An 18,810-nucleotide genomic window follows, 5' to 3' on the forward strand; every position below is an offset into this window, starting at 1 on the left:
TTTTGTGTCAGCCTACGCCGTAGAAGACCACGGCGGCTCGGCGGCCTATTGAGGCGCCAATCGAGGGGATGGGAATATGCGGATCGGTGTTCCTACGGAAATCAAGACTGACGAATTTCGCGTGGGTCTGGTGCCAGGCTCGGTTCGCGAGCTGGCGGCCCGCGGTCATGAGGTCATCGTCCAGTCCGGCGCCGGAGCCGGCATTTTCGCCGACGACGCCGTTTACGAAAAGGCCGGCGCTCGCATTGTCAAGACAGCGGACGAGGTGTTCTCCGAAGCCCAGCTGATCGTGAAGGTTAAGGAGCCCCAGCAGGTCGAGTGGAAGCGCCTGAAGCCCGACCAGATACTGTTTACCTATTTGCACCTTGCTCCCGACGCCCCCCAGGCGATTGGCCTGATGGATTCGGGCGTCTCGGCCATCGCCTACGAAACGGTCACGGACCCAGCAGGCGGCCTGCCGCTTCTCGCTCCCATGAGCGAGGTCGCCGGCAGGCTTTCGATTGAAGCAGCCGCGATTGCCCTGCGCCGTCCGACAGGCGGGCGTGGCGTTCTGCTGGGCGGCGTTCCGGGCGTCAAGCCCGCCAAGGTCGTCGTGCTCGGCGGCGGGGTCGTCGGCACGCATGCGGCCCGGATGGCCGTCGGTCTCGGTGCCGAGGTTTCCATTATAGACCGGTCGCTCCCGCGCCTGCGTCAGCTGGACGAAGTCTTCAAAGGGCGCGCCACGACGCTGGCCTCGACGATGGAGACGATTGAGAACGAAGTGCTCGCAGCCGATGTCGTGATCGGCGCGGTGCTGATCGCGGGCGCAAGCGCGCCGAAGCTCGTCAATCGCGCGATGCTGAAGCACATGAAAAGGGGCGCCGTCCTCGTCGACGTGTCCATCGATCAGGGCGGATGTTTCGAGACATCGAAGCCGACGACCCACGCTCATCCGACCTTCGAAGTCGACGGCATCATTCATTACTGCGTCGCCAACATGCCTGGCGCCGTTCCCGTCACGTCGGCGCAGGCCCTCAATAATGCAACACTGCCATTCGTCCTGAAGCTTGCGGAAAGAGGCCTTGCGGCGTTTGATAGAGATCCCCATCTAGCAGCAGGGCTGAACGTGAAGGATGGACGTATAATGCATGCGGCGGTGGCCACATCGTTAGGTTTCGACAGTGTAGAAACCAGTCGTAATTTTCGTCTCGCTGCTGAGTAATTTGAAGAACCCCCGTGCCGCCGGATCCCTCACCGGCGGCCATCAAGCCGGTCGCTCCTCCCCCCGGAGCGGCCGGCTTTTCCATTCCGGCACTTGTTCTCCGAAGCGTTCTATCGGCGACGTATTGCGCCACCTGGTGCCTTCGAAATGTCGCGAACGCGCGCCATCTTTTTTGCAACGATTCATCAATGCCTGTGATCGTTTCGCGGTTTAGCGACGGATCAATTCGTTTGCCGCGTTAGGCGGGAAAGGCACATCGTTTCGGTGGGAACGCATCAATGACCAAACTGAAAAATCTAATCGCATCTTCTCTCGTTGCCGTATCCATGACGGCAACTTTCGCGGCGACGGAGCATGCCGCCGCAGCCCCGTTCAGTGCTGGCGTACCGGCTTTGACGCAAAACAACGGCGTGACGAACGTCGGTTGGCGCGGCGGCGGCGGTGGTTGGGGCTGGGGACCGGGAGCTTTCATCGGCGGTATCGTCGGCGGCGCGTTGATCGCGTCTGCAGTCGCCGAGCATCGTGCCGATCACGTGGATATGGATCGCTGCGCGCGGGATTTTCCGGAGTTCAGCTATCGGACCGGCACGTACATCGATCGCCGCGGCGTCGAACGGGTCTGCCCCTATCTTCGCTGATGTAGCCTTGGCGAGCTAAGTCGTCCGCTCGCGGAACATTCTCTTATTCTCAAAGAAGTGCGGCGCCGGATCGGATGATCTGGCGCCGCATTTATTTTATTTCAAGCTCGGGAAATTGAACTCCGCGCCCTTGCGGATGCCGGCCGGCCACCGCGAGGTGACCGTCTTCAAGCGTGTATAGAAGTGCACGCCGTCCGGGCCGTAGATCGCATGATCTCCGAACGCCGACTTCTTCCATCCGCCGAATGAATGATACGCGACCGGAACCGGCAGCGGCACGTTGATGCCGACCATGCCGACTTCGATGCGATCCGCGAAGGCGCGCGCCGTATCGCCGTCCCGAGTGAAGATCGCGGTGCCGTTGCCGTATTCGTTCGTATTGATGAGGTCGGCGGCTTCGTCGTAGGACTGGGCGCGAACGACGGAAAGAACCGGCCCGAAGATCTCCTCGCGATAGATCGACATGTCGCGGGTGACGCGATCGAACAGCGTGCCGCCGAGGAAGTAGCCGTTCTCATAACCCTGAAGCTTCAGGCCGCGGCCGTCCACGACGAGCTTCGCGCCTTCGGCGACGCCCTTGTCGATGAGTGACGTGATGCGCCGCTTCGCATCTGCCGTGACCACGGGGCCCATTTCGGATGCCGCATCCGATGCGGGGCCGACCTTCAGGTTGGCGACGCGCGGCGCGAGAGCTTCGACGAGCCGATCGGCCGTTTTCTCGCCGACCGGAACCGCGACCGATATCGCCATGCAGCGCTCGCCGGCCGAGCCGTAACCCGCCCCCATGAGAGCGTCGACGGCTTGATCCATGTCCGCGTCCGGCATGACGATCATGTGGTTTTTCGCGCCACCCAGAGCCTGCACGCGCTTTCCATTGGCAGAGCCGCGGCCGTAAATGTATTGCGCGACAGGCGTCGAGCCGACGAACGACACAGCCGAAATATCCGGATGGTCGAGGATCGCATCCACGATCGTCTTATCGCCGTGCACGATGTTGAAAACACCGGCCGGCAGGCCCGCTTCCTGGAAAAGCTCCCAGAGCAGCATCGGCGCCGAGGGGTCACGCTCCGAGGGCTTCAAGATGAAAGTGTTTCCGCACGCAATGGCGACCGGAAACATCCACATCGGCACCATGGCCGGGAAGTTGAAGGGCGTGATGCCTGCGACGACGCCGAGCGGCTGACGATCCGACCAACTGTCGATGTCGGGCCCGACGTTACGGCTGAACTCGCCTTTCAGGAGATGAGGAATTCCGCACGCGAAATCGACGACATCGATCCCGCGCGCCAATTCGCCGAGCGCGTCGGCATGTGTCTTGCCGTGCTCGCGCGAAATGGCGCGTGCGATCTCGTCGGCATTCTTCTCCAGAAGCTCCTTGAACTTGAAGAACGGCCGGACGCGCTTCATTGGCGGCATCGTGCCCCACGAAGCGGCGGCAGCCTTGGCCGCTGCTACAGCAGCATTGAGATCTTCCGGGCTCGACAGCGGCAGCCGCGCAACTTCCTCGCCCGTCGCCGGGTTGAAGACGGGCTGCGTTCGCGCAGCATGGACGGCGGCGCGGCGGCCGTTGATGGCATTCTCGATCATCTGCATTGAAAGCTCGTTTTCTGTTTTTCGTTTGCTATGCGTGCGCGATTTCGCCTGCCTCAGTAGTCCGCCTTCAACACCTTGGTGAGGGTGTCGAACAGCTGGTCGATCTCACCCTTCGAAATGACGAGCGGCGGCGAGAGTGCGATGATGTCGCCCGTCTGCCGGACGAGAAGGCCTGCCTCGAACGCTTTGACGAACCGCTCGTAGGCGCGCTTTCCGGGTTGAGCCGGATCCGGCGCGAATTCGATGGCGCCGATCAGGCCGATGTTGCGAATGTCGATGATGTGCGGAAGCCCTTTGAGAGCATGCACGCGCTCTTCCCAATAGGGAGCAAGCTCGGCCGCGCGCGTCAGCAGGCCCTCATCGGCATAGGTATCGAGCGTCCCGATGGCGGCGGCGCAGGCGACCGGATGGCCCGAATACGTGTAGCCGTGGAAGAAATCGATCATCCAATCCGGGCCGTTCATGAATGCGTCGTGGATGTGCGATTTGACGAAGACCGCGCCCATCGGGACGGTGCCGTTGGTCACGCCCTTCGCCGTCGTGATGATATCAGGCGAGATGCCGAAGTAATCCGAGCCGAACGGCACGCCGAGACGGCCGAACGCGGTGATGACTTCGTCCGCGATCAAGAGAATGTCGTGCTTGCGCGCGATGGCTTCGAGGCGCTTCAGATATCCCTTCGGCGGGATCAAGACACCCGTCGAGCAGGCGACGGGTTCGACGATGACGGCAGCGATCGTCGAAGCATCGTGCAAGGCGACGAGACGTTCGAGATCGTCGGCAAGCTCCGCGCCATGTTCCGGCTCGCCGCGCGAGAAAGCATTGCGGGCGATATCGTGCGTGTTGCGCATGTGATCGACGCCGGCGACGAGCGCGCCGAACATCTTGCGGTTCGGACCGATGCCGCCGACCGCCATGCCGCCGAAGTTGACGCCATGATAGCCGCGCTCACGGCCGATCAGGCGCACCTTCGAGCCGTTGCCTTTCGCGCGGTGATACGCAATGGCCATTTTGAGAGCGCTCTCGACCGACTCCGAACCCGAGTTGGTGAAGAAAACGTGGTTGAACCCTTCAGGCGCGAGATCGACGAGACGGGTCGCGGCTTCGAAAGCGCGCGTGTGCCCCATCTGGAAGGTGCCTGCGAAGTCGAGCGTCTCGACCTGCGCCTTGATGGCTTCGGCAATCTTCGGCCGGCAGTGACCGGCGTTGACGCACCAGAGACCCGACGTGCCATCGAGAACACGACGTCCATCGTTGGTGATGTAGTGCATGTCCTTGGCGCCGACGAACAAGCGCGGGTTCGCCTTGAACTGCTTGTTCGCGGTGAATGGCATCCAGAACGCTTCAAGATCGTTCGGTTTGATTTGGACGTTCATGGGTCACTTTCCTCTATTTCGGCCCCGGTTCCCGGAGGGAGTGGCCGAGGTCAATTATTCTATCTCTTCGGCCTCGGCGGCCGGCTCCCCGGAGGGAGCAGCCGAGGCCAATTATCAAGCCGCCACGGCGTCGGTCAGCGCCGCTTCGAAAACATCCATGCCCTCGCGAACCAGGTCATCGCTCGCCGTCAGTGGTACGAGAAAGCGGACGACGTTGCCGTAGGTGCCGCACGATAGCAAAATCAGGCCGCGCGCGTTGGCGGCTTTGAGCAGCGCGGCGGTAAGTTCGGGCGCCGGTTCGCCGCTCGCCTTGTCCTTCACGAGCTCCACCGCGCACATGGCGCCGAGACCGCGCACATCGCCGATGCAATTGAGGTTCGAATTCTGCTGAAGCGACGCGCAGCGATCCATGATGATCTTGCCGATGGCGTTGGCGCGCTCGCAGAGCTTCTCTTCTTCGATGACGTCGAGCACGGCATGAGCGGCAGCGCACGCGATCGGGTTGCCGGCGTACGTGCCGCCGAGGCCGCCGGGGTTCGACGCATCCATCACGTCGGCGCGACCGACGATGGCCGAGAGCGGAAGGCCGCCTGCTAGCCCCTTCGCCATGGTGACGACGTCGGCTTTGACGCCATAGTGCTCCATCGCGAAGAGCTTGCCGGTTCGCGCGAAGCCGGTCTGGATCTCATCCGCGATCAGCAGGATGCCGTTGTCGTCGCAAAGCTTCCTGAGCGCGACCATGAAATCCTTCGGCACGATATTGAAGCCGCCTTCGCCCTGCACCGGCTCGATGATGATCGCGGCAATGCTCGACGGATCGGCCGTGTGCTTGAAGAGAGACTTCAGGCTTTTGAGGCTCTGCTCGGTGCTGACGCCGTGATAGAGGTTCGGGAACTCGACATTGTAGACGTCCGACGGAAACGGTCCGTAGCCCTTTTTGTAAGGAACGACTTTGCCGGTCAGCGCCATGCCCATGTGAGTGCGGCCGTGAAAGCCGCCCGCAAACGAGATGATGCCCGTGCGGCCGGTGAACGCACGCGCAACCTTGACGGCGTTTTCGACGGCTTCGGCGCCCGTCGAGACGAGCATCGTTTTCGCAGGCCCAGGAACGGGTGCGATGGCATTCAGCCGCTCGGCGAGGCTGACGTAGTTCTCATACGGCGTGACTTGAAAGCAGACGTGGCTGAAGGCTTTCAGCTGCTCTTGGATCGCAGCAACCAGGCGCGGGTGCTGATGCCCGGTATTGACGACCGCGATGCCCGCGCCGAAGTCGATGTAGCGCTTGCCGTCCTCGCTCCAGATCTCGGCATTCTTCGCCGTCTTGGCGAAGATCTGCGTGACGTTGCCGACGCCGCGCGGAATGGCGGCGACGCGACGGGCCTGGAGTTCGGCGGAGGTAGCCATTGTCGGTCCTTCAAGTTGGGCTGTCTGTGTTTGATGGCTCAGCGGAGCAATAGTGGAATTGCTCCGCCGAAACTTGACTGCTAGGCGCTGATGCCGCCAAGGCAGATGAATTTCGTCTCGAGATATTCGTCGAGACCTTCCTCCGCGCCCTCGCGGCCGAGGCCAGACTGCTTAACGCCGCCGAATGGCGCGACCTCGTTGGAGAAGACGCCCTCGTTGACGCCGACCATTCCGACCTCGAGCGCTTCCGCGACCCGCCATGCCCGGGAAAGGTTCTGGCTGAAGAGGTAAGCCGCAAGACCGAACGGCGTGTCGTTGGCGATGCGGATCGCGTCGGCTTCCGTCTCGAAGCGGAAGATCGAAGCGACCGGCCCAAAGATTTCCTCGGTCGCGATGGCCATTTTATCCGTGATGCCGGTCACGATGGTCGGCGAAAAGAAGAGCTCGCCATGGGCGTCAGGCTTGCCGCCCATCTCGACTTTCGCGCCATGCGAGACGGCGTCGGAAAGCAGAGATTTCACCTTCACGATCGCGTCCGAATTGATCAGCGGCCCGATGGTGGATGTCGCATCGCGGCCAGGAGCAACGACGAGCTTTCCGGCGGCTTCCTTTAGGCTAGCGACGAACTTGTCGAAGATCCCCGCCTGCACGAGGATGCGGTTGGCGCAGACGCATGTCTGGCCCGCATTGCGGAACTTCGAAGCCATCGTCCCGGCGACCGCCTGCTGCAAGTCGGCGTCGTCGAAGACGATCAGCGGGGCGTTGCCGCCGAGCTCGAGCGTCAGCTTCTTGATCGTATCAGCGGACTGGCGATAGAGGATGCGGCCAACCTCGGTCGATCCGGTGAACGTCAGCTTCCGAACGCGGTCGTCGGCGGTCAGAACATTGCCGCAGCCCGGGCCATCGAGCGTCGTGATGACGTTGAACACGCCGGCTGGCACGCCCGCATCGACGGCGAGCTTGGCAAGAGCGAGAGCCGAAAGGGGCGTCTCTTCCGAAGGCTTGACGACGATCGTGCAGCCGGCGGCAAGTGCGCAGCCGACCTTGCGCGTGATCATCGCGATCGGGAAATTCCACGGCGTGATCGCGGCGCAAACTCCGATCGGCTGCTTGATCGTCACATAGCGCCGCGAGGCAACCGTCGTCGGGATCGTATGGCCGTAGGCGCGTTTGCCTTCTTCAGCGAACCACTCGATGAACGACGCTCCATAAGCGACCTCGCCGCGCGCTTCGGCGATGGGCTTGCCCTGCTCTGCCGTCATCAGCTGCGCGAGCGACTCCGTCTCGGCGATGATGAGATCGAACCAGCGCCTGAGAATTTGCGCGCGATCCTTTGCGGGCTTGGCGGCCCAGGCCGGAAACGCCTTGGCGGCGGCATCGATGGCGCGCTTCGTGTCTTCAGGCGTCAGATCCGGCACATCCGCGATCTTCGCGCCCGTTGCGGGATCGAGAACCGCGAACGTCTTCGGCGACGTGACCCACTGCCCATCGATGAGTGCGGCGGTCGGGAAGGGGGTGGAGGGCTTGATATTCATTACTGTCTCCGAAGGCGTCAGAAGGTAATCGATACCGACTTCAGGTCGGCATACTTATGGAGTGCGTGAAGCGAGCGGTCGCGACCGAAGCCGGATTGCTTGAACCCGCCGAACGGCAGCGTGATATCGCAGGCGTCCCAGCCGTTGATCCAGACGAGACCGGCGCGGATCTCGCGGGCGGCACGGTGGGCGAGCGAAATGTCCTTCGTCCAGAGCCCGGCCGCGAGGCCATAGTTCGTATCGTTGGCGATGCGAATGGCGTCGTCCGGTTCTTTGAACCGGGTGACGGCGAGCACGGGACCGAAAACTTCCTCACGCGCCAGCGTGTTCTCGGGCTTGATCTGATCGAATACCGTCGGCTCGACGTAGAAGCCGCCGGTGTCAGCCAGCGTGCGACTGCCGCCGAGCGCCAGGGACCCGCCCTCGCGCTTCGCTGTTTCGATGTAGCGTAGTGCCGTCTTCATCTGCTCTTCGTTCACCATTGCGCCCGTGGCGGTCGAAGGCTCGAGGGGATCACCGGCAACGATTTTGCTGGCGACCCTTATGAGCCGATCGAGGAAATCATCCGCTACAGAATCCTGCGCGAGGAGGCGAGATCCGGCAGTGCATACCTGACCTGAATTATAGAAGACGCCCCAGGCGGCTTCTGTGGCAGCGCGATCAAGATCCGGGCAATCTGCAAAGATGATGTGCGGAGATTTGCCGCCAAGCTCCAGGCTCACGCGCTTCAAGTTGCTCTGCCCGGAATATTGCATCAGCAGTCTGCCCACCGCGCCCGATCCGGTGAAAGCAATCATGTCGACGTCGTTGTGCAGCGCGAGAGCCTTGCCGGCTTCAGTGCCGAAACCCGGAACGACGTTGAGAGCCCCAGCCGGCAGCCCGGCCTCGAGCGCCAGCTCACCAAGCTTGAGCGCCGTGAGAGGCGATTGCTCGGCGGGCTTCAGAACGACGGAGTTCCCCATCGCCAGCGCCGGAGCGACCTTCCACATCGCCATGTGGAGCGGAAAATTCCACGGCACGATGGCGCCGATCACGCCCAGCGGTTCGTGGACCACGAACGAAAACCGGTCCGGCGCTTCGGGGCCGACCTCGCCATAAATCTTGTCGAGCGCCTCGGCGTAATAACGGAGGGAGCGGATCGCATTCGGAACATCGCCGCCGAGCGCGTTCGAGATCGGCTTGCCGACGTCGAGGCTTTCGAGAACGGCGAGCGTCTCGATATCGCGCTCCATCAAATCGGCGAGCTTGAGAAGGATCCTTTTCTTCTCGCGATAATGAAGCTTGCGCCATGACCCGTTCTCGAATGTCCGGCGTGCGCTTTTAACGGCGGCGTCGACGTCGGCCGCGTCGCACTGCGCGACTCGATTGAGAATTCGTCCGTTGCGGGGAGTGATGTTGTCGAAAGTTCTGCCCGACGCGCTGCCGGTGAGGCGGCCGTCGATGACGGCCTCTCCCGGAAGCTTAATCGAACCAGCAACCGCTTCGAAATGCGCGAGCGATGTCATGACACTATGCCTTATGCAACTTGAGCGTACCACGCGTGGTCGAGAGAGGTGACGATGCGTTCGAAGGCGATCCGTTCGGTCTGCTTCAGCCTATAATAGACGTCCTGGAACGGCGCACCGAATGCTTCCCGCACGATTTTCGATGACCGGAATCTCTCGAGGGAGTTCACCCAGGCTGTCGGAAGCGAGGCGCCGTCGAGCGTTTCCGCGTTGCCTTCGGCATGCTGTCCAGGGTCGCTCGCATTGGTCAAGCCGTGGCGAATACCGGCGAGGATCGCGGCAACGACGAGGAACGGGTTTGCATCCGCTCCCGACACGCGATGCTCGATGCGCGTCGCAGGGCCCGAGCCGGCCGGAACGCGAAGCGCGACGGTGCGGTTGTTGAAGCCCCAGTGTGCGGCCATCGGAACGTAGGATTCCGGCACATAGCGGCGATAGGCATTGGCCGATTGCGCCCAGATGGCCATGAAGTCTGGCATGGACTCGCACAGACCGCCGATGGCCTGACGGAACATCGGCGCCATCGGCTCGCCGGCGAACAGGTTTTTGCCTTGGCTGTCGACGAGACTGACGTGGATGTGCATCCCCGAACCGGTCCAGTCGTGATGCGGCTTGGCCATGAAGTTCGCATCGAGATCGTGAGCGCGGGCCGCAGCCTTGACCGCGCGCTTCAAAAGCACGCCGTCGAGTGCCGCTGACAGCGCATCGGTGTGCTTCAAGTTGATCTCGAACTGTCCGGGACCCGACTCCTGCATCACGGCATCGACCGGCAGACCCTGAGCTTCCGCAATCCGGTAAACGTCGTCGATGAACGGCCCGAGCGTATCCATTTCCTCGAATTGGAAAGTCATCGGGCGTTCGGGATCGGACGAGAGACCGGGCGGTGTCTCGAGAGTGAAATGACCATCGGCCGAGCGGCGCGTGACGTAGAATTCAAGTTCCACGGCAACGACAGGCGTCTGCCCGGCGACAGCAAGGCGATCGACTTGGGCCGCAAGAACCCCCCGCGGACACATATCGCAGAAATCCGCCGGGACCATCACGGCTTGCGCGTGGGTACCCGCGCCGACCGGCACCGGCTTGAGCGTGCCGGCAAGAATGCGGAATGGAATGTCGTGATCGCCGGTTTCCCAGAGACGGCCCGTCTCAGCGATCGAGTTGCCGCGCGGGTCGAGCACGTAAACCGACGCCGGAAGCAAGAGGCCGTTCTTGACTGCGCCGATGAGATCGGCACGCCGGACCCTCTTGCCCCGAGCCATGCCGTTCATGTCGAACAGGATGATGTCGATCCAGGTGACGGTCGGATTGGCGTCGAGAAATGCGGCCGCTTCGTCGATGGTGATGAAAGTGTCGGTCATGCGGCCTGTCCTTTTGCGATTCTGCCTCTCGCAGCGTCGCCGAAGCGACGGAACAGCGCCAGGGATTGAGGATTTGAATGGATCTGCCACTCGGGATGCCACTGCACGCCGAGCGAAAATGGATGCCCAGCCGCCGCTCGCGCGGCCTCGATCAAACCATCTTCCGCGAACGCTTCGGCGACGAGCGGCTGGGCGAGTGACTTGATGCCCTGTCCGTGTAGCGAGTTGACGATGATCTGGTCCTGGCCGAGCCACTTCTTGAGCTCGCCCTTGAGCGTAACCGGATGGCGAGCCGCGAACATCACGTCGAAATCCTTGACCTCCGGCTCGCGATGATCGGCGTAGTCCTCGAGTGCGTGCACGGCCTGGTGCAGCGTGCCGCCGAGCGCGACGTTGAACTCCTGGAAGCCACGGCAAATCGCAAAGAGCGGCAGCTTGCATTCGACGGCCGCCCGGATGAGCGGCAACGTTACCGCATCCCGGTCCCGGTCGATCGCATGCGGAAGGACGGGCTCTTCGTCGCTGTAGTGCTCTGGGTGAACGTTCGAGATGGCGCCCGTCAGCAGAATGCCGGACGCCACATCGAGCAGGGAGGGGATATCGGCGAGGTTTTGCCCCACCGGCACGAAGAGCGGCTGGCACTCCGAGCCTTCGACGACCGCGACCGCGTACTTCCGCACGACGGCGTCGGCAGCGAGGCCGCCGACCGTCTCCGTGCTGCAGGGAATGATGATGATCGGCCGGCTCATGCCGCAAGCTCTCCACTGACGTCTGCGAGCGTCTGATCGAGTGCCTTCTGAATGACGGCACCAGCCTGTTCGAATTCGGCTTCGGTCCAGATCAACGGCGGCGCGCACACCATCGTGTCGTACACGGCGCGCATGATGAAGCCTCCGCGGAAGAAGTGATCGCGGCAGATGAGGCCGACGCGGCCCGGATCGTCGAAACGCTTGCGCGTTTTCTTGTCGGCGACGAGTTCGATCGCGCCGAGCATGCCGACCGTGCGAACTTCGCCCACGAGCGGGTGGTCCTTAAAGCGGGCGAAAAGCTTCGCGAGCGCCGGACCCGTCGTTTCCTTGACCTTCGGAACGAGCCGGTCCCGCTCCATGATCTCGAGGTTTTTCAAAGCGACGGCGCAGGCAACGGGGTGGCCCGAGAAGGTGTACCCGTGGTTGAAGTCGTCGTTCGTCGACATCAGCGCTTCGACGATTTTGTCGTCGACGAGAACGCCGGAGAGCGGAATGTACCCGGAGGTCGCGGCTTTCGCGAAGGTGATGAGGTTCGGCCGAATACCATAGAATTCCGACGCAAACCACGTCCCCACCCGGCCGAAACCGGTGATCACTTCGTCAGCCAGCAGCAGAATGCCGTACTTGTCGACGATGCGCTGCACTTCCGGCCAATAGGTGGATGGCGCAATCTTGACGCCGCCCGCGCCTTGAACGGGTTCGCCCGCGAATGCCGCGACGTTCTCCGGTCCGCAGCGAAGCATTTCTTCCTCGATCGCGCGCGCTGCACGAAGCCCGAAAGCTTCCGGCGTCTCGCCTGGGAATGAATCTCCATACCAATAGGGATCCATCACATGCCGGAACCCTTCGTAGACCGGATAGCTGTGCTGATGGACGTGGCTCATGCCGCCCATCGACCCCGCTGCGATGGTCGACCCGTGGTACGCGTTCTTACGGCTGATGATGATCCGGCGTTTCGGTTCGCCCTTGAGCGCCCAGTAGTGACGGATGAGGCGGATCGCCGTGTCGTTCGATTCCGAGCCCGACGATCCGAAGAAGACCTGATTGATGTGAGCCGGTGCGATTTCGGCAAGCTTGCGCGACAACGCCACGACGGGCGGATGCGTCGTCTTGAAGAACGTATTGTAGAACGGCAGCTCGACCATCTGGTCGTAAGCGGCCTGAGCAAGCTCCTTATTGCCGTAGCCGATGTTGGTCGTCCAAAGGCCGGCCATGCCATCGAGAATGCGGTGGCCTTCGCTGTCGATGACGTAAGGACCTTCGCCCTTCACGATGACGCGGACGTTCGAACCCGCCCGCAGCGACTGGTGATCCGAGAAGGGATGCAAATGGTGCTGCGCGTCGAGGTCTTGGATCTGCTTTGTCTGAAATCGGTTGGACACGTGTTTTCTCTCCAGCGGAACGGTTGAGGCCTGTTGCGGCCCAGTCGGTGAAAAAAAGCTGGAGACGTCAGTGCGGCGTATAGCCGATGCGCGCGCACAGCTTCAGAAGCTCGCGCTTCGGATAAGGAGCGCTTTTCATGAGGCGCGAGGTCTCGCTGCAGCCGGTCCGCGCCGGTGCACTGTCAGCGAAAATAGCCGGGAGCCGGATACCCGACGGCGCCATACCGATATTCCCTGTCCGGCCGCACCATTCGCGATGCGACACTCGATAACGAACGACAGCGATACTTGCTTATTCAATGGCTTCTAGACTATTCTCTACAGTGTAGAAGTGTCAAGGGCCACGCGAAATGGCAGAACCGAAATCCCGGGCACGGCGTGGGGTCGAGAGATCCGAGATCCTCGACGCCGCTTTTAATCTATTCGCGAGCACTGGAGAGCAGAGTTTTTCGATCCGGAAGCTTGCCGCGGCCCTCGGCGTCGACCCGATGACGGTCTTGCACCATTTCGGCTCCAAGGCTGAGCTGCTTCGCGCCATTGCCGACCGCGCCTTGCGAGACATCGAAATGCCGGTATCGACCTCGAATTGGCAAAGCGACCTCAAGGCCGTCGCCAACGCCTATCGGACGCTCGCGCACCGCCATCCGCTCGTTTTTCCTCTACATTTTCGCTACAACGCGACGGGGCCGACCGACCACATATCGAGCGAGGTCGTTTATTGCGCGCTGCGGCAGGCCGGGCTTGCCGACGCTGAGGTGGCCGGCCTTGGCCTCGCGTTTTACGCTTTTGTCTTGGGGTTCGCGCTCGCCGAGGCCGAGGGCCTTTTGCGCCCTATCGGGCAGGGCGATGAAACGGAACTCGAAGGCCTCGAGCCCGAGACCTACAAGGCAACGAGGTCGCTTATTCCCGCGCTGAAGACACTCGATCCCGACGCGGCGTTCGACAATTCGATCAACGTCTTCATCTTGGGTGTGGCGGCTCTCGCAGCGGGCCGGCCTGAAAACGCCTCCCACAAATCAAAAGCCGGCTTCGCCGCGCATTAGCCTGCGCTTGCACTGCAAACGTGCTGATGACAATGGGGTGAGCACGAATTGAAGCTTGCGTAGATAGCCTCTTGCGACATTATTGGTAAGAACGACCGGTGACCGGGGAGAATGCCATGTATCGGGTGCACGCTGGCGGAACCACCTACACATTTTCGACCCTCAAAGAACTTCTGGCCAAAGCTACCCCGCCTCGTTCGGGCGACGTGCTTGCCGGTGTCGCAGCGACATCGGCCGCCGAGAACGTGGCAGCCAAGATGGCGCTCGCCGATGTCCCCCTGAAGCAGTTCCTCAACGAAGTGATCATTCCTTACGAAGCCGACGACGTAACGCGCCTCATCGTCGATACCCATGATCTGGCAGCCTTCGCGCCCATCTCACATATGACGGTCGGGGAATTCCGTGACTGGCTTCTCTCCGAAAATGCGACGCCGCAGAAAGTCTCCGCCCTCGCACCGGGATTGACGCCGGAGATGGTCGCAGCCGTCTCGAAGATCATGCGCAACCAGGATCTCGTGCTCGGCGCCAAGAAGGCGCACGTCATCACGAAGTTCCGCAATACGATCGGCATTCCGGGCCACATGGCCGTCCGCCTGCAACCCAATCACCCGACCGACGACAAGAAGGGCATCGCGGCCTCGATCGTCGACGGCCTGATGTACGGCTGCGGCGATGCCGTCATCGGCATCAACCCGGCGAGCGACAACCTTACCGCGATCACCGATCTTCTGGTGATGATGGACGACATCATCACCCGCTTCGAAATCCCGACGCAGAGCTGCGTGTTGACCCACGTCACGACCACGATCGACGCCATCGCCAAGGGTGCGCCGGTAGACCTCGTATTCCAGTCGATCGGCGGCACGGAGGGTGTTAATTCATCCTTCGGCGTCACGCTCGCGCATCTGAAGGAAGGCCGCGAAGCCGCGCTCAGCATCAAGCGCGGAACGGTCGGCGACAACTGCATGTATTTCGAAACGGGCCAGGGGTCGGCACTATCGGCGGATGCACATCACGGCTGCGATCAGCAGACGATCGAAGCTCGCGCCTATGCCGTGGCCCGCCAGTTCAAGCCGCTTCTCGTCAACACCGTCGTCGGCTTCATCGGGCCGGAATATCTCTATAACGGCAAGGAAATCATCCGGGCCGGGCTCGAGGATCACTTCTGCGGCAAGCTGCTGGGCCTGCCGATGGGCTGCGATATTTGCTACACGAACCACGCCGAAGCCGACCAGGACGATATGGACATCCTGCTGATGATGCTCGGCGCGGCAGGCGTCAACTTCATCATGGGCATTCCAGGCGCCGATGACATCATGCTGAACTATCAGTCGACGTCGTTCCACGACGCGCTCTATGTGCGAGAAGCGCTGGGGCTGAAGCGCGCGCCCGAGTTCGAAGCGTGGCTCTCCCGCATTGGGGTGACGGACACAAGCGGTCACCTCGCACCGCACACTCCGGGCAATCCGCTCCTCACGCACGCACAGGCATTGGCAGCATGACCATGACAGAGGATCCTTGGGCAAATCTGAAGCGGTTCACGGACGCGCGCATCGGCCTCGGCCGCTCGGGCTCTGCGATGCCGACGCGCGAAGTTCTGAATTTCGCCCTCTCGCACGCCATGGCGCGAGACGCGGTGACGACGCCGATCGACTGGACGCCGATCGAGACAGGCCTGTCAAATCTCGGTCTTTCGACGTTGAGAATAGCGAGCGCCGCCACCGATCGGTCCGAATATCTCCGCCGTCCCGACCTCGGCCGGCGCCTGTCCGACGTCTCGCGCGAGGCGCTCGTTCGCGCATCCGAGGTCGAAGGACCGGCGAAACCCGATCTCGTCGTTCTCGTCGGCGACGGGCTTTCGTCGTTGGGCGTCGCAGCCAATACGCTCGCGTATATGTCGGCGTTCATGCCCTATGTCGTGAAGTCCGGCTGGAAACTATCGCCGGTGCTGCTCGCCGACGACGCCCGCGTCGCGCTGGGAGATGAGGCCGGTGAAATTCTCGGCGGCAAAGCCGTCCTCGTCTTGATCGGTGAGCGGCCGGGCTTGTCGTCGCCAGACAGCCTCGGCGTCTACCTGACGTTTTCACCACGCATCGGCATCAAGGATGCTGACCGCAACTGCATTTCGAACATTCGTCAGCGCGGGCTCTCTTACGATGAGGGCACGTTCAAAACGGCGTGGCTGCTGCGGGAAGCGTTCCGGCGCGGGCTGACCGGCGTCAACTTGAAGGACGACTCCCAGTTCCTGATCGAAGGCCAGCCCGGACCCGAGCTGATCGGTTAGCCGCCCTCATTCATCATCCTCGGCCGAGCGCGCCGGCCTTCGACGCGACTTCATCGCGCTCGGCCGAGGATGACGAGATTCCTCAGACCGCCGTAAAACAGTTGTCGACGAACAGGTGCGCGCCGTTGACGAAGCTCGCTTCGTCGCTGGCGAGGAAGAGGGCCGCCCGCGCGACTTCTTCCGGCTCGCAGAGACGGCCCTGCTGTACGGCAAGAGCGGCGTCCGACGCATCGACGCCACGCCTCGACAGCTCGGCGACTTCGTGCAGGCCGTGAGGCGTCTTGACGAACCCTGGGCAGACCGCATTGCAGCGAATGCCCCTGTCGCGGTATTCGACGGCGATAGACCGCGCGAACATATGGCAAGCGCCCTTCGACGTATTGTACGCCGTCTCCATAGGCGTCGCCGCAATAGCGGAAATCGACGACGTGCAGACGATCGATCCGCCGCCGAGCTCCAGCATGCCGGGCAGAACAGCTTGCGTCATCAGATACATGCTCGTCACGTTGACGCCCATCAGCCATTCCCACTCCTTCAGCGTCGTCTCGAGGAACGGCTTGATGATGATCGTGCCAGCGTGATTGAAGAGCACGTTGGCCTGGCCGATGGCGGACGTGACGCTCGCGACGGCGGCATTCACCTGCGCTTGATCCGCAACGTCGGCAGCGGCGAAAACGGCCTTGCCGCCCGCGTTGTTGATCTCGGCAACCACGGCGCGGCCGGCCTCTTCGTTGCGGTCGATCACGCCGACCGCCGCGCCCTCGGCGGCAAAAAGCCGGGATGAGGCGCCGCCCATGCCCGTCGCTCCGCCCGAAATGATCGCAATCTTACCCTTAAGCCGGTCTGCCATTTTCTTGCTCCTGTCGAGACGTTTGGCGAGGTGTGTAACAGATGCGGGCCGGATCGTTTGATCCGGCCCGTACGATTTTTTGACATCGAAGAGAGTTTTCGACCCGTCAGTGGCCTTCGCCGACAGCCGCCTCGGCCGCTTTGATCTCAGCCGCGCGCCGTGCGATGTCCGCGCCGATCGGAGGACCCTTGAACCGGCGGTTCTCGAACAACACCCAGATGATGAGCGACAGCACGATAAAGCCGATCGTGATTTCGAGCGCCCAGTCGTTTGGCGGCTGGATGCCGATGTAGAAGATGACGGCCATCGAGATCAGCGACAGCACGCACACGAGCTTGAAGAGGCCGGGGCCAAGGTCCCACGGACCGGGCTTCGGGAAGCTCGGGCCGCCGTATTTGAACAGCGCCAGCGCAATCGGCACCGCAAACGACAGGAACAGGAAGATGACCGTGCAGGAAACGACGATCGAGTAGGCCGGCGTGCCCGCGATGGTGATCGCAGACGTGAACCAGACAAACAGGGTCGCCAGCAACGCTCCGAACCAGATCGCATTCTGGGGCACGCGGTATGTCGGGCTGACCTTCGCCAGCAAGCCCGAAATGCCCGGAATGCCACCGTCACGCGAGAAGGCGAACAGCATGCGCGATACCGAGGTCACGGTCGCCAGGCCGCAAAGCCATTGCGACACGAAGATCAACACGTACATCGCATTCTTGATGCCCGGCGGAACCTGCTGATCCATGGCCCAGAAGAAAACGTTCCAGCCCTGCTTTGCGGCTTCGTCCATGTTGGGGATCATCAACACGAACGCACACAGCATGATGTAGCCGAAAACGCCCGACCACAGCACGGCCGAAACCATGCCTTTGGGCACAGCCATCGACGCGTTGACGGTTTCTTCGGCTGTATGGGCCGAAGCGTCGTAGCCCGTGATCGTGTAGATCGGCAACAGCAGGCCAAGCGCGAACGCCATGCTCAACGACACCGCGCTCGGCCAGACGCCGCTAGCGCCTTCCGTGCCCGTGTAGTTCGAGAACGTCCACAAGCGCGAGATGTCGTAGCTCGGTGCGAAGATCAGGCACACCGCCGCGAGGAGCACGGCACCGATCAGAATGATGTAGCCCGAAAAGTCGGTGAGCTTCATCGTCAGGCCGATGCCGAGATGGTTGACGAGCGCCTGCAGGCCCGTGATCAGCGCCATGAACAGCACGCGATGGGTCAGCGTGTCTTCGACGCCGAAGTAGGGACCGAACGCGCCGAAGAAAAAGTAGAACGTGCCGACGTTGATGGCGCCGAGCACCGTGATCAGACCGAGCAGGTTGAGCCACGCAGCAAGCCAGCCGGTGAACCGGTTGCCCAAGATAGAGCCCCAGTGATAGAGGCCGCCAGCGGTCGGATATGCCGATGAGATTTGCGCCAAAGCCATTGCAAACACGCCGGAAATCAGAACGCCCAAAGGCCATCCCAATCCGATTGCCGCCCCGCCCGCGCCGGCGGTGGCCTGTCCGAGCGAGTTGATACCGCCCGAAAGAATACAGATGATGGAAAACGAAATAGCGAAGTTCGAGAACGCGTGCATGCGCCGGGAGAGTTCCTGCGCATAACCCATCGAGTGAAGGACTTTTACGTCCTCATCGACCACTTTTGATTCGGATGACATGTATGAGGTCCCCAAGAAAGTCATTCCCTTTGGGAAATCTTGGGCGACGTGACGCTTGTCGTCACTCGAGCGTGACGGCGTCCAATTCTTCCGCGTACAGTTTGGTCGGAAGCCAACAAAAGGTCAATCGGCAGGCAGGGCTAAACAGTGTGCAAGCGTTGTTTCCGCATGCACATCAATTGTGCGCGCCCCGGTCGTTTGGCAAACGAAAGCCGCTCGCGCCTCCGATTGC

General features: G+C 62.0%; 15 protein-coding genes. 5 read left to right on the forward strand and 10 right to left on the reverse strand.

Annotated elements, in window-relative coordinates; all coding sequences use genetic code 11:
• Positions 1-76: 76 nt before the first annotated feature.
• Together ald and AC1DK3_RS05685 are read left to right on the forward strand one after the other, a co-directional pair.
• Entirely contained in the window at positions 77-1,201 is a 1,125-nt protein-coding gene (gene ald, locus AC1DK3_RS05680) for an alanine dehydrogenase (RefSeq protein WP_477191291.1), read from the forward strand.
• Positions 1,202-1,479: 278 nt separating this feature from the next.
• Complete coding sequence (locus AC1DK3_RS05685; RefSeq protein ID WP_477191292.1) at positions 1,480-1,839, forward strand: hypothetical protein; 360 nt, start codon at positions 1,480-1,482, stop codon at positions 1,837-1,839.
• Between the two features lie 96 nt (positions 1,840-1,935).
• Here the strand turns inward: AC1DK3_RS05685 and AC1DK3_RS05690 are convergent, their stop codons facing one another.
• The 8 genes from AC1DK3_RS05690 to AC1DK3_RS05725 form a co-directional block, all read right to left on the reverse strand.
• The gene (locus tag AC1DK3_RS05690) at positions 1,936-3,432 is read right to left on the reverse strand and encodes a CoA-acylating methylmalonate-semialdehyde dehydrogenase (RefSeq protein ID WP_477191293.1); all 1,497 of its coding nucleotides are present in this window, start codon (positions 3,430-3,432) and stop codon (positions 1,936-1,938) included.
• 53 nt (positions 3,433-3,485) lie between these two features.
• Positions 3,486-4,808: an omega-aminotransferase AptA gene (gene aptA, locus AC1DK3_RS05695; protein ID WP_477191294.1), complete on the reverse strand. Its 1,323-nt coding sequence runs from the start codon at positions 4,806-4,808 to the stop codon at positions 3,486-3,488.
• 114 nt (positions 4,809-4,922) lie between these two features.
• A complete protein-coding gene (gene gabT, locus AC1DK3_RS05700; protein WP_477191295.1) occupies positions 4,923-6,212 on the reverse strand; it encodes a 4-aminobutyrate--2-oxoglutarate transaminase in 1,290 nt (429 codons plus the stop codon).
• Positions 6,213-6,292: 80 nt separating this feature from the next.
• Positions 6,293-7,747 (reverse strand): NAD-dependent succinate-semialdehyde dehydrogenase, encoded by a 1,455-nt coding sequence (locus AC1DK3_RS05705; protein ID WP_477191296.1) that lies wholly within the window; start codon positions 7,745-7,747, stop codon positions 6,293-6,295.
• A gap of 17 nt (positions 7,748-7,764) precedes the next feature.
• Complete coding sequence (locus AC1DK3_RS05710; RefSeq protein WP_477191297.1) at positions 7,765-9,252, reverse strand: aldehyde dehydrogenase; 1,488 nt, start codon at positions 9,250-9,252, stop codon at positions 7,765-7,767.
• Between the two features lie 11 nt (positions 9,253-9,263).
• The gene (locus tag AC1DK3_RS05715; RefSeq protein WP_477191298.1) at positions 9,264-10,610 is read right to left on the reverse strand and encodes a glutamine synthetase family protein; all 1,347 of its coding nucleotides are present in this window, start codon (positions 10,608-10,610) and stop codon (positions 9,264-9,266) included.
• Positions 10,607-11,359: a gamma-glutamyl-gamma-aminobutyrate hydrolase family protein gene (locus AC1DK3_RS05720; protein ID WP_477191299.1), complete on the reverse strand. Its 753-nt coding sequence runs from the start codon at positions 11,357-11,359 to the stop codon at positions 10,607-10,609. Before AC1DK3_RS05720 ends, AC1DK3_RS05715 begins: the two co-directional genes overlap by 4 nt.
• Complete coding sequence (locus tag AC1DK3_RS05725) at positions 11,356-12,741, reverse strand: aspartate aminotransferase family protein (RefSeq protein ID WP_477191300.1); 1,386 nt, start codon at positions 12,739-12,741, stop codon at positions 11,356-11,358. The genes AC1DK3_RS05720 and AC1DK3_RS05725 overlap by 4 nt, the downstream gene beginning before the upstream one ends.
• A 350-nt stretch (positions 12,742-13,091) precedes the next feature.
• Here AC1DK3_RS05725 and AC1DK3_RS05730 point away from each other — a divergent pair, with 350 nt between their 5' ends.
• The 3 genes from AC1DK3_RS05730 to eutC all read left to right on the forward strand — a co-directional run bounded on the left by AC1DK3_RS05730 (position 13,092) and on the right by eutC (position 16,068).
• Complete coding sequence (locus AC1DK3_RS05730; RefSeq protein WP_477191301.1) at positions 13,092-13,784, forward strand: TetR/AcrR family transcriptional regulator; 693 nt, start codon at positions 13,092-13,094, stop codon at positions 13,782-13,784.
• Between the two features lie 116 nt (positions 13,785-13,900).
• A complete protein-coding gene (locus AC1DK3_RS05735; RefSeq protein ID WP_477191302.1) occupies positions 13,901-15,286 on the forward strand; it encodes an ethanolamine ammonia-lyase subunit EutB in 1,386 nt (461 codons plus the stop codon).
• Complete coding sequence (gene eutC, locus AC1DK3_RS05740) at positions 15,283-16,068, forward strand: ethanolamine ammonia-lyase subunit EutC (RefSeq protein WP_477191303.1); 786 nt, start codon at positions 15,283-15,285, stop codon at positions 16,066-16,068. Before AC1DK3_RS05735 ends, eutC begins: the two co-directional genes overlap by 4 nt.
• A gap of 82 nt (positions 16,069-16,150) precedes the next feature.
• Here the strand turns inward: eutC and AC1DK3_RS05745 are convergent, their stop codons facing one another.
• Both AC1DK3_RS05745 and AC1DK3_RS05750 read right to left on the reverse strand, forming a co-directional pair.
• Positions 16,151-16,918 (reverse strand): SDR family NAD(P)-dependent oxidoreductase, encoded by a 768-nt coding sequence (locus tag AC1DK3_RS05745; RefSeq protein ID WP_477191304.1) that lies wholly within the window; start codon positions 16,916-16,918, stop codon positions 16,151-16,153.
• 106 nt (positions 16,919-17,024) lie between these two features.
• Positions 17,025-18,578, reverse strand: a complete 1,554-nt coding sequence (locus tag AC1DK3_RS05750) for an amino acid permease (protein ID WP_477191305.1) — start codon at positions 18,576-18,578, stop codon at positions 17,025-17,027.
• Positions 18,579-18,810 lie beyond the last annotated feature (232 nt).

Source organism: Hyphomicrobium sp. 01T421 (assembly GCF_056398805.1).

Coding starts and splice junctions, on each gene's coding strand:
- ald (WP_477191291.1), top strand. CDS start 77: ATGCGGATCGGTGTTCCTACGGAAATCAAGACTGACGAATTTCGCGTG.
- AC1DK3_RS05685 (WP_477191292.1), top strand. CDS start 1,480: ATGACCAAACTGAAAAATCTAATCGCATCTTCTCTCGTTGCCGTATCC.
- AC1DK3_RS05690 (WP_477191293.1), bottom strand. CDS start 3,432: ATGCAGATGATCGAGAATGCCATCAACGGCCGCCGCGCCGCCGTCCAT.
- aptA (WP_477191294.1), bottom strand. CDS start 4,808: ATGAACGTCCAAATCAAACCGAACGATCTTGAAGCGTTCTGGATGCCA.
- gabT (WP_477191295.1), bottom strand. CDS start 6,212: ATGGCTACCTCCGCCGAACTCCAGGCCCGTCGCGTCGCCGCCATTCCG.
- AC1DK3_RS05705 (WP_477191296.1), bottom strand. CDS start 7,747: ATGAATATCAAGCCCTCCACCCCCTTCCCGACCGCCGCACTCATCGAT.
- AC1DK3_RS05710 (WP_477191297.1), bottom strand. CDS start 9,252: ATGACATCGCTCGCGCATTTCGAAGCGGTTGCTGGTTCGATTAAGCTT.
- AC1DK3_RS05715 (WP_477191298.1), bottom strand. CDS start 10,610: ATGACCGACACTTTCATCACCATCGACGAAGCGGCCGCATTTCTCGAC.
- AC1DK3_RS05720 (WP_477191299.1), bottom strand. CDS start 11,359: ATGAGCCGGCCGATCATCATCATTCCCTGCAGCACGGAGACGGTCGGC.
- AC1DK3_RS05730 (WP_477191301.1), top strand. CDS start 13,092: ATGGCAGAACCGAAATCCCGGGCACGGCGTGGGGTCGAGAGATCCGAG.
- AC1DK3_RS05735 (WP_477191302.1), top strand. CDS start 13,901: ATGTATCGGGTGCACGCTGGCGGAACCACCTACACATTTTCGACCCTC.
- eutC (WP_477191303.1), top strand. CDS start 15,283: ATGACCATGACAGAGGATCCTTGGGCAAATCTGAAGCGGTTCACGGAC.
- AC1DK3_RS05745 (WP_477191304.1), bottom strand. CDS start 16,918: ATGGCAGACCGGCTTAAGGGTAAGATTGCGATCATTTCGGGCGGAGCG.
- AC1DK3_RS05750 (WP_477191305.1), bottom strand. CDS start 18,578: ATGTCATCCGAATCAAAAGTGGTCGATGAGGACGTAAAAGTCCTTCAC.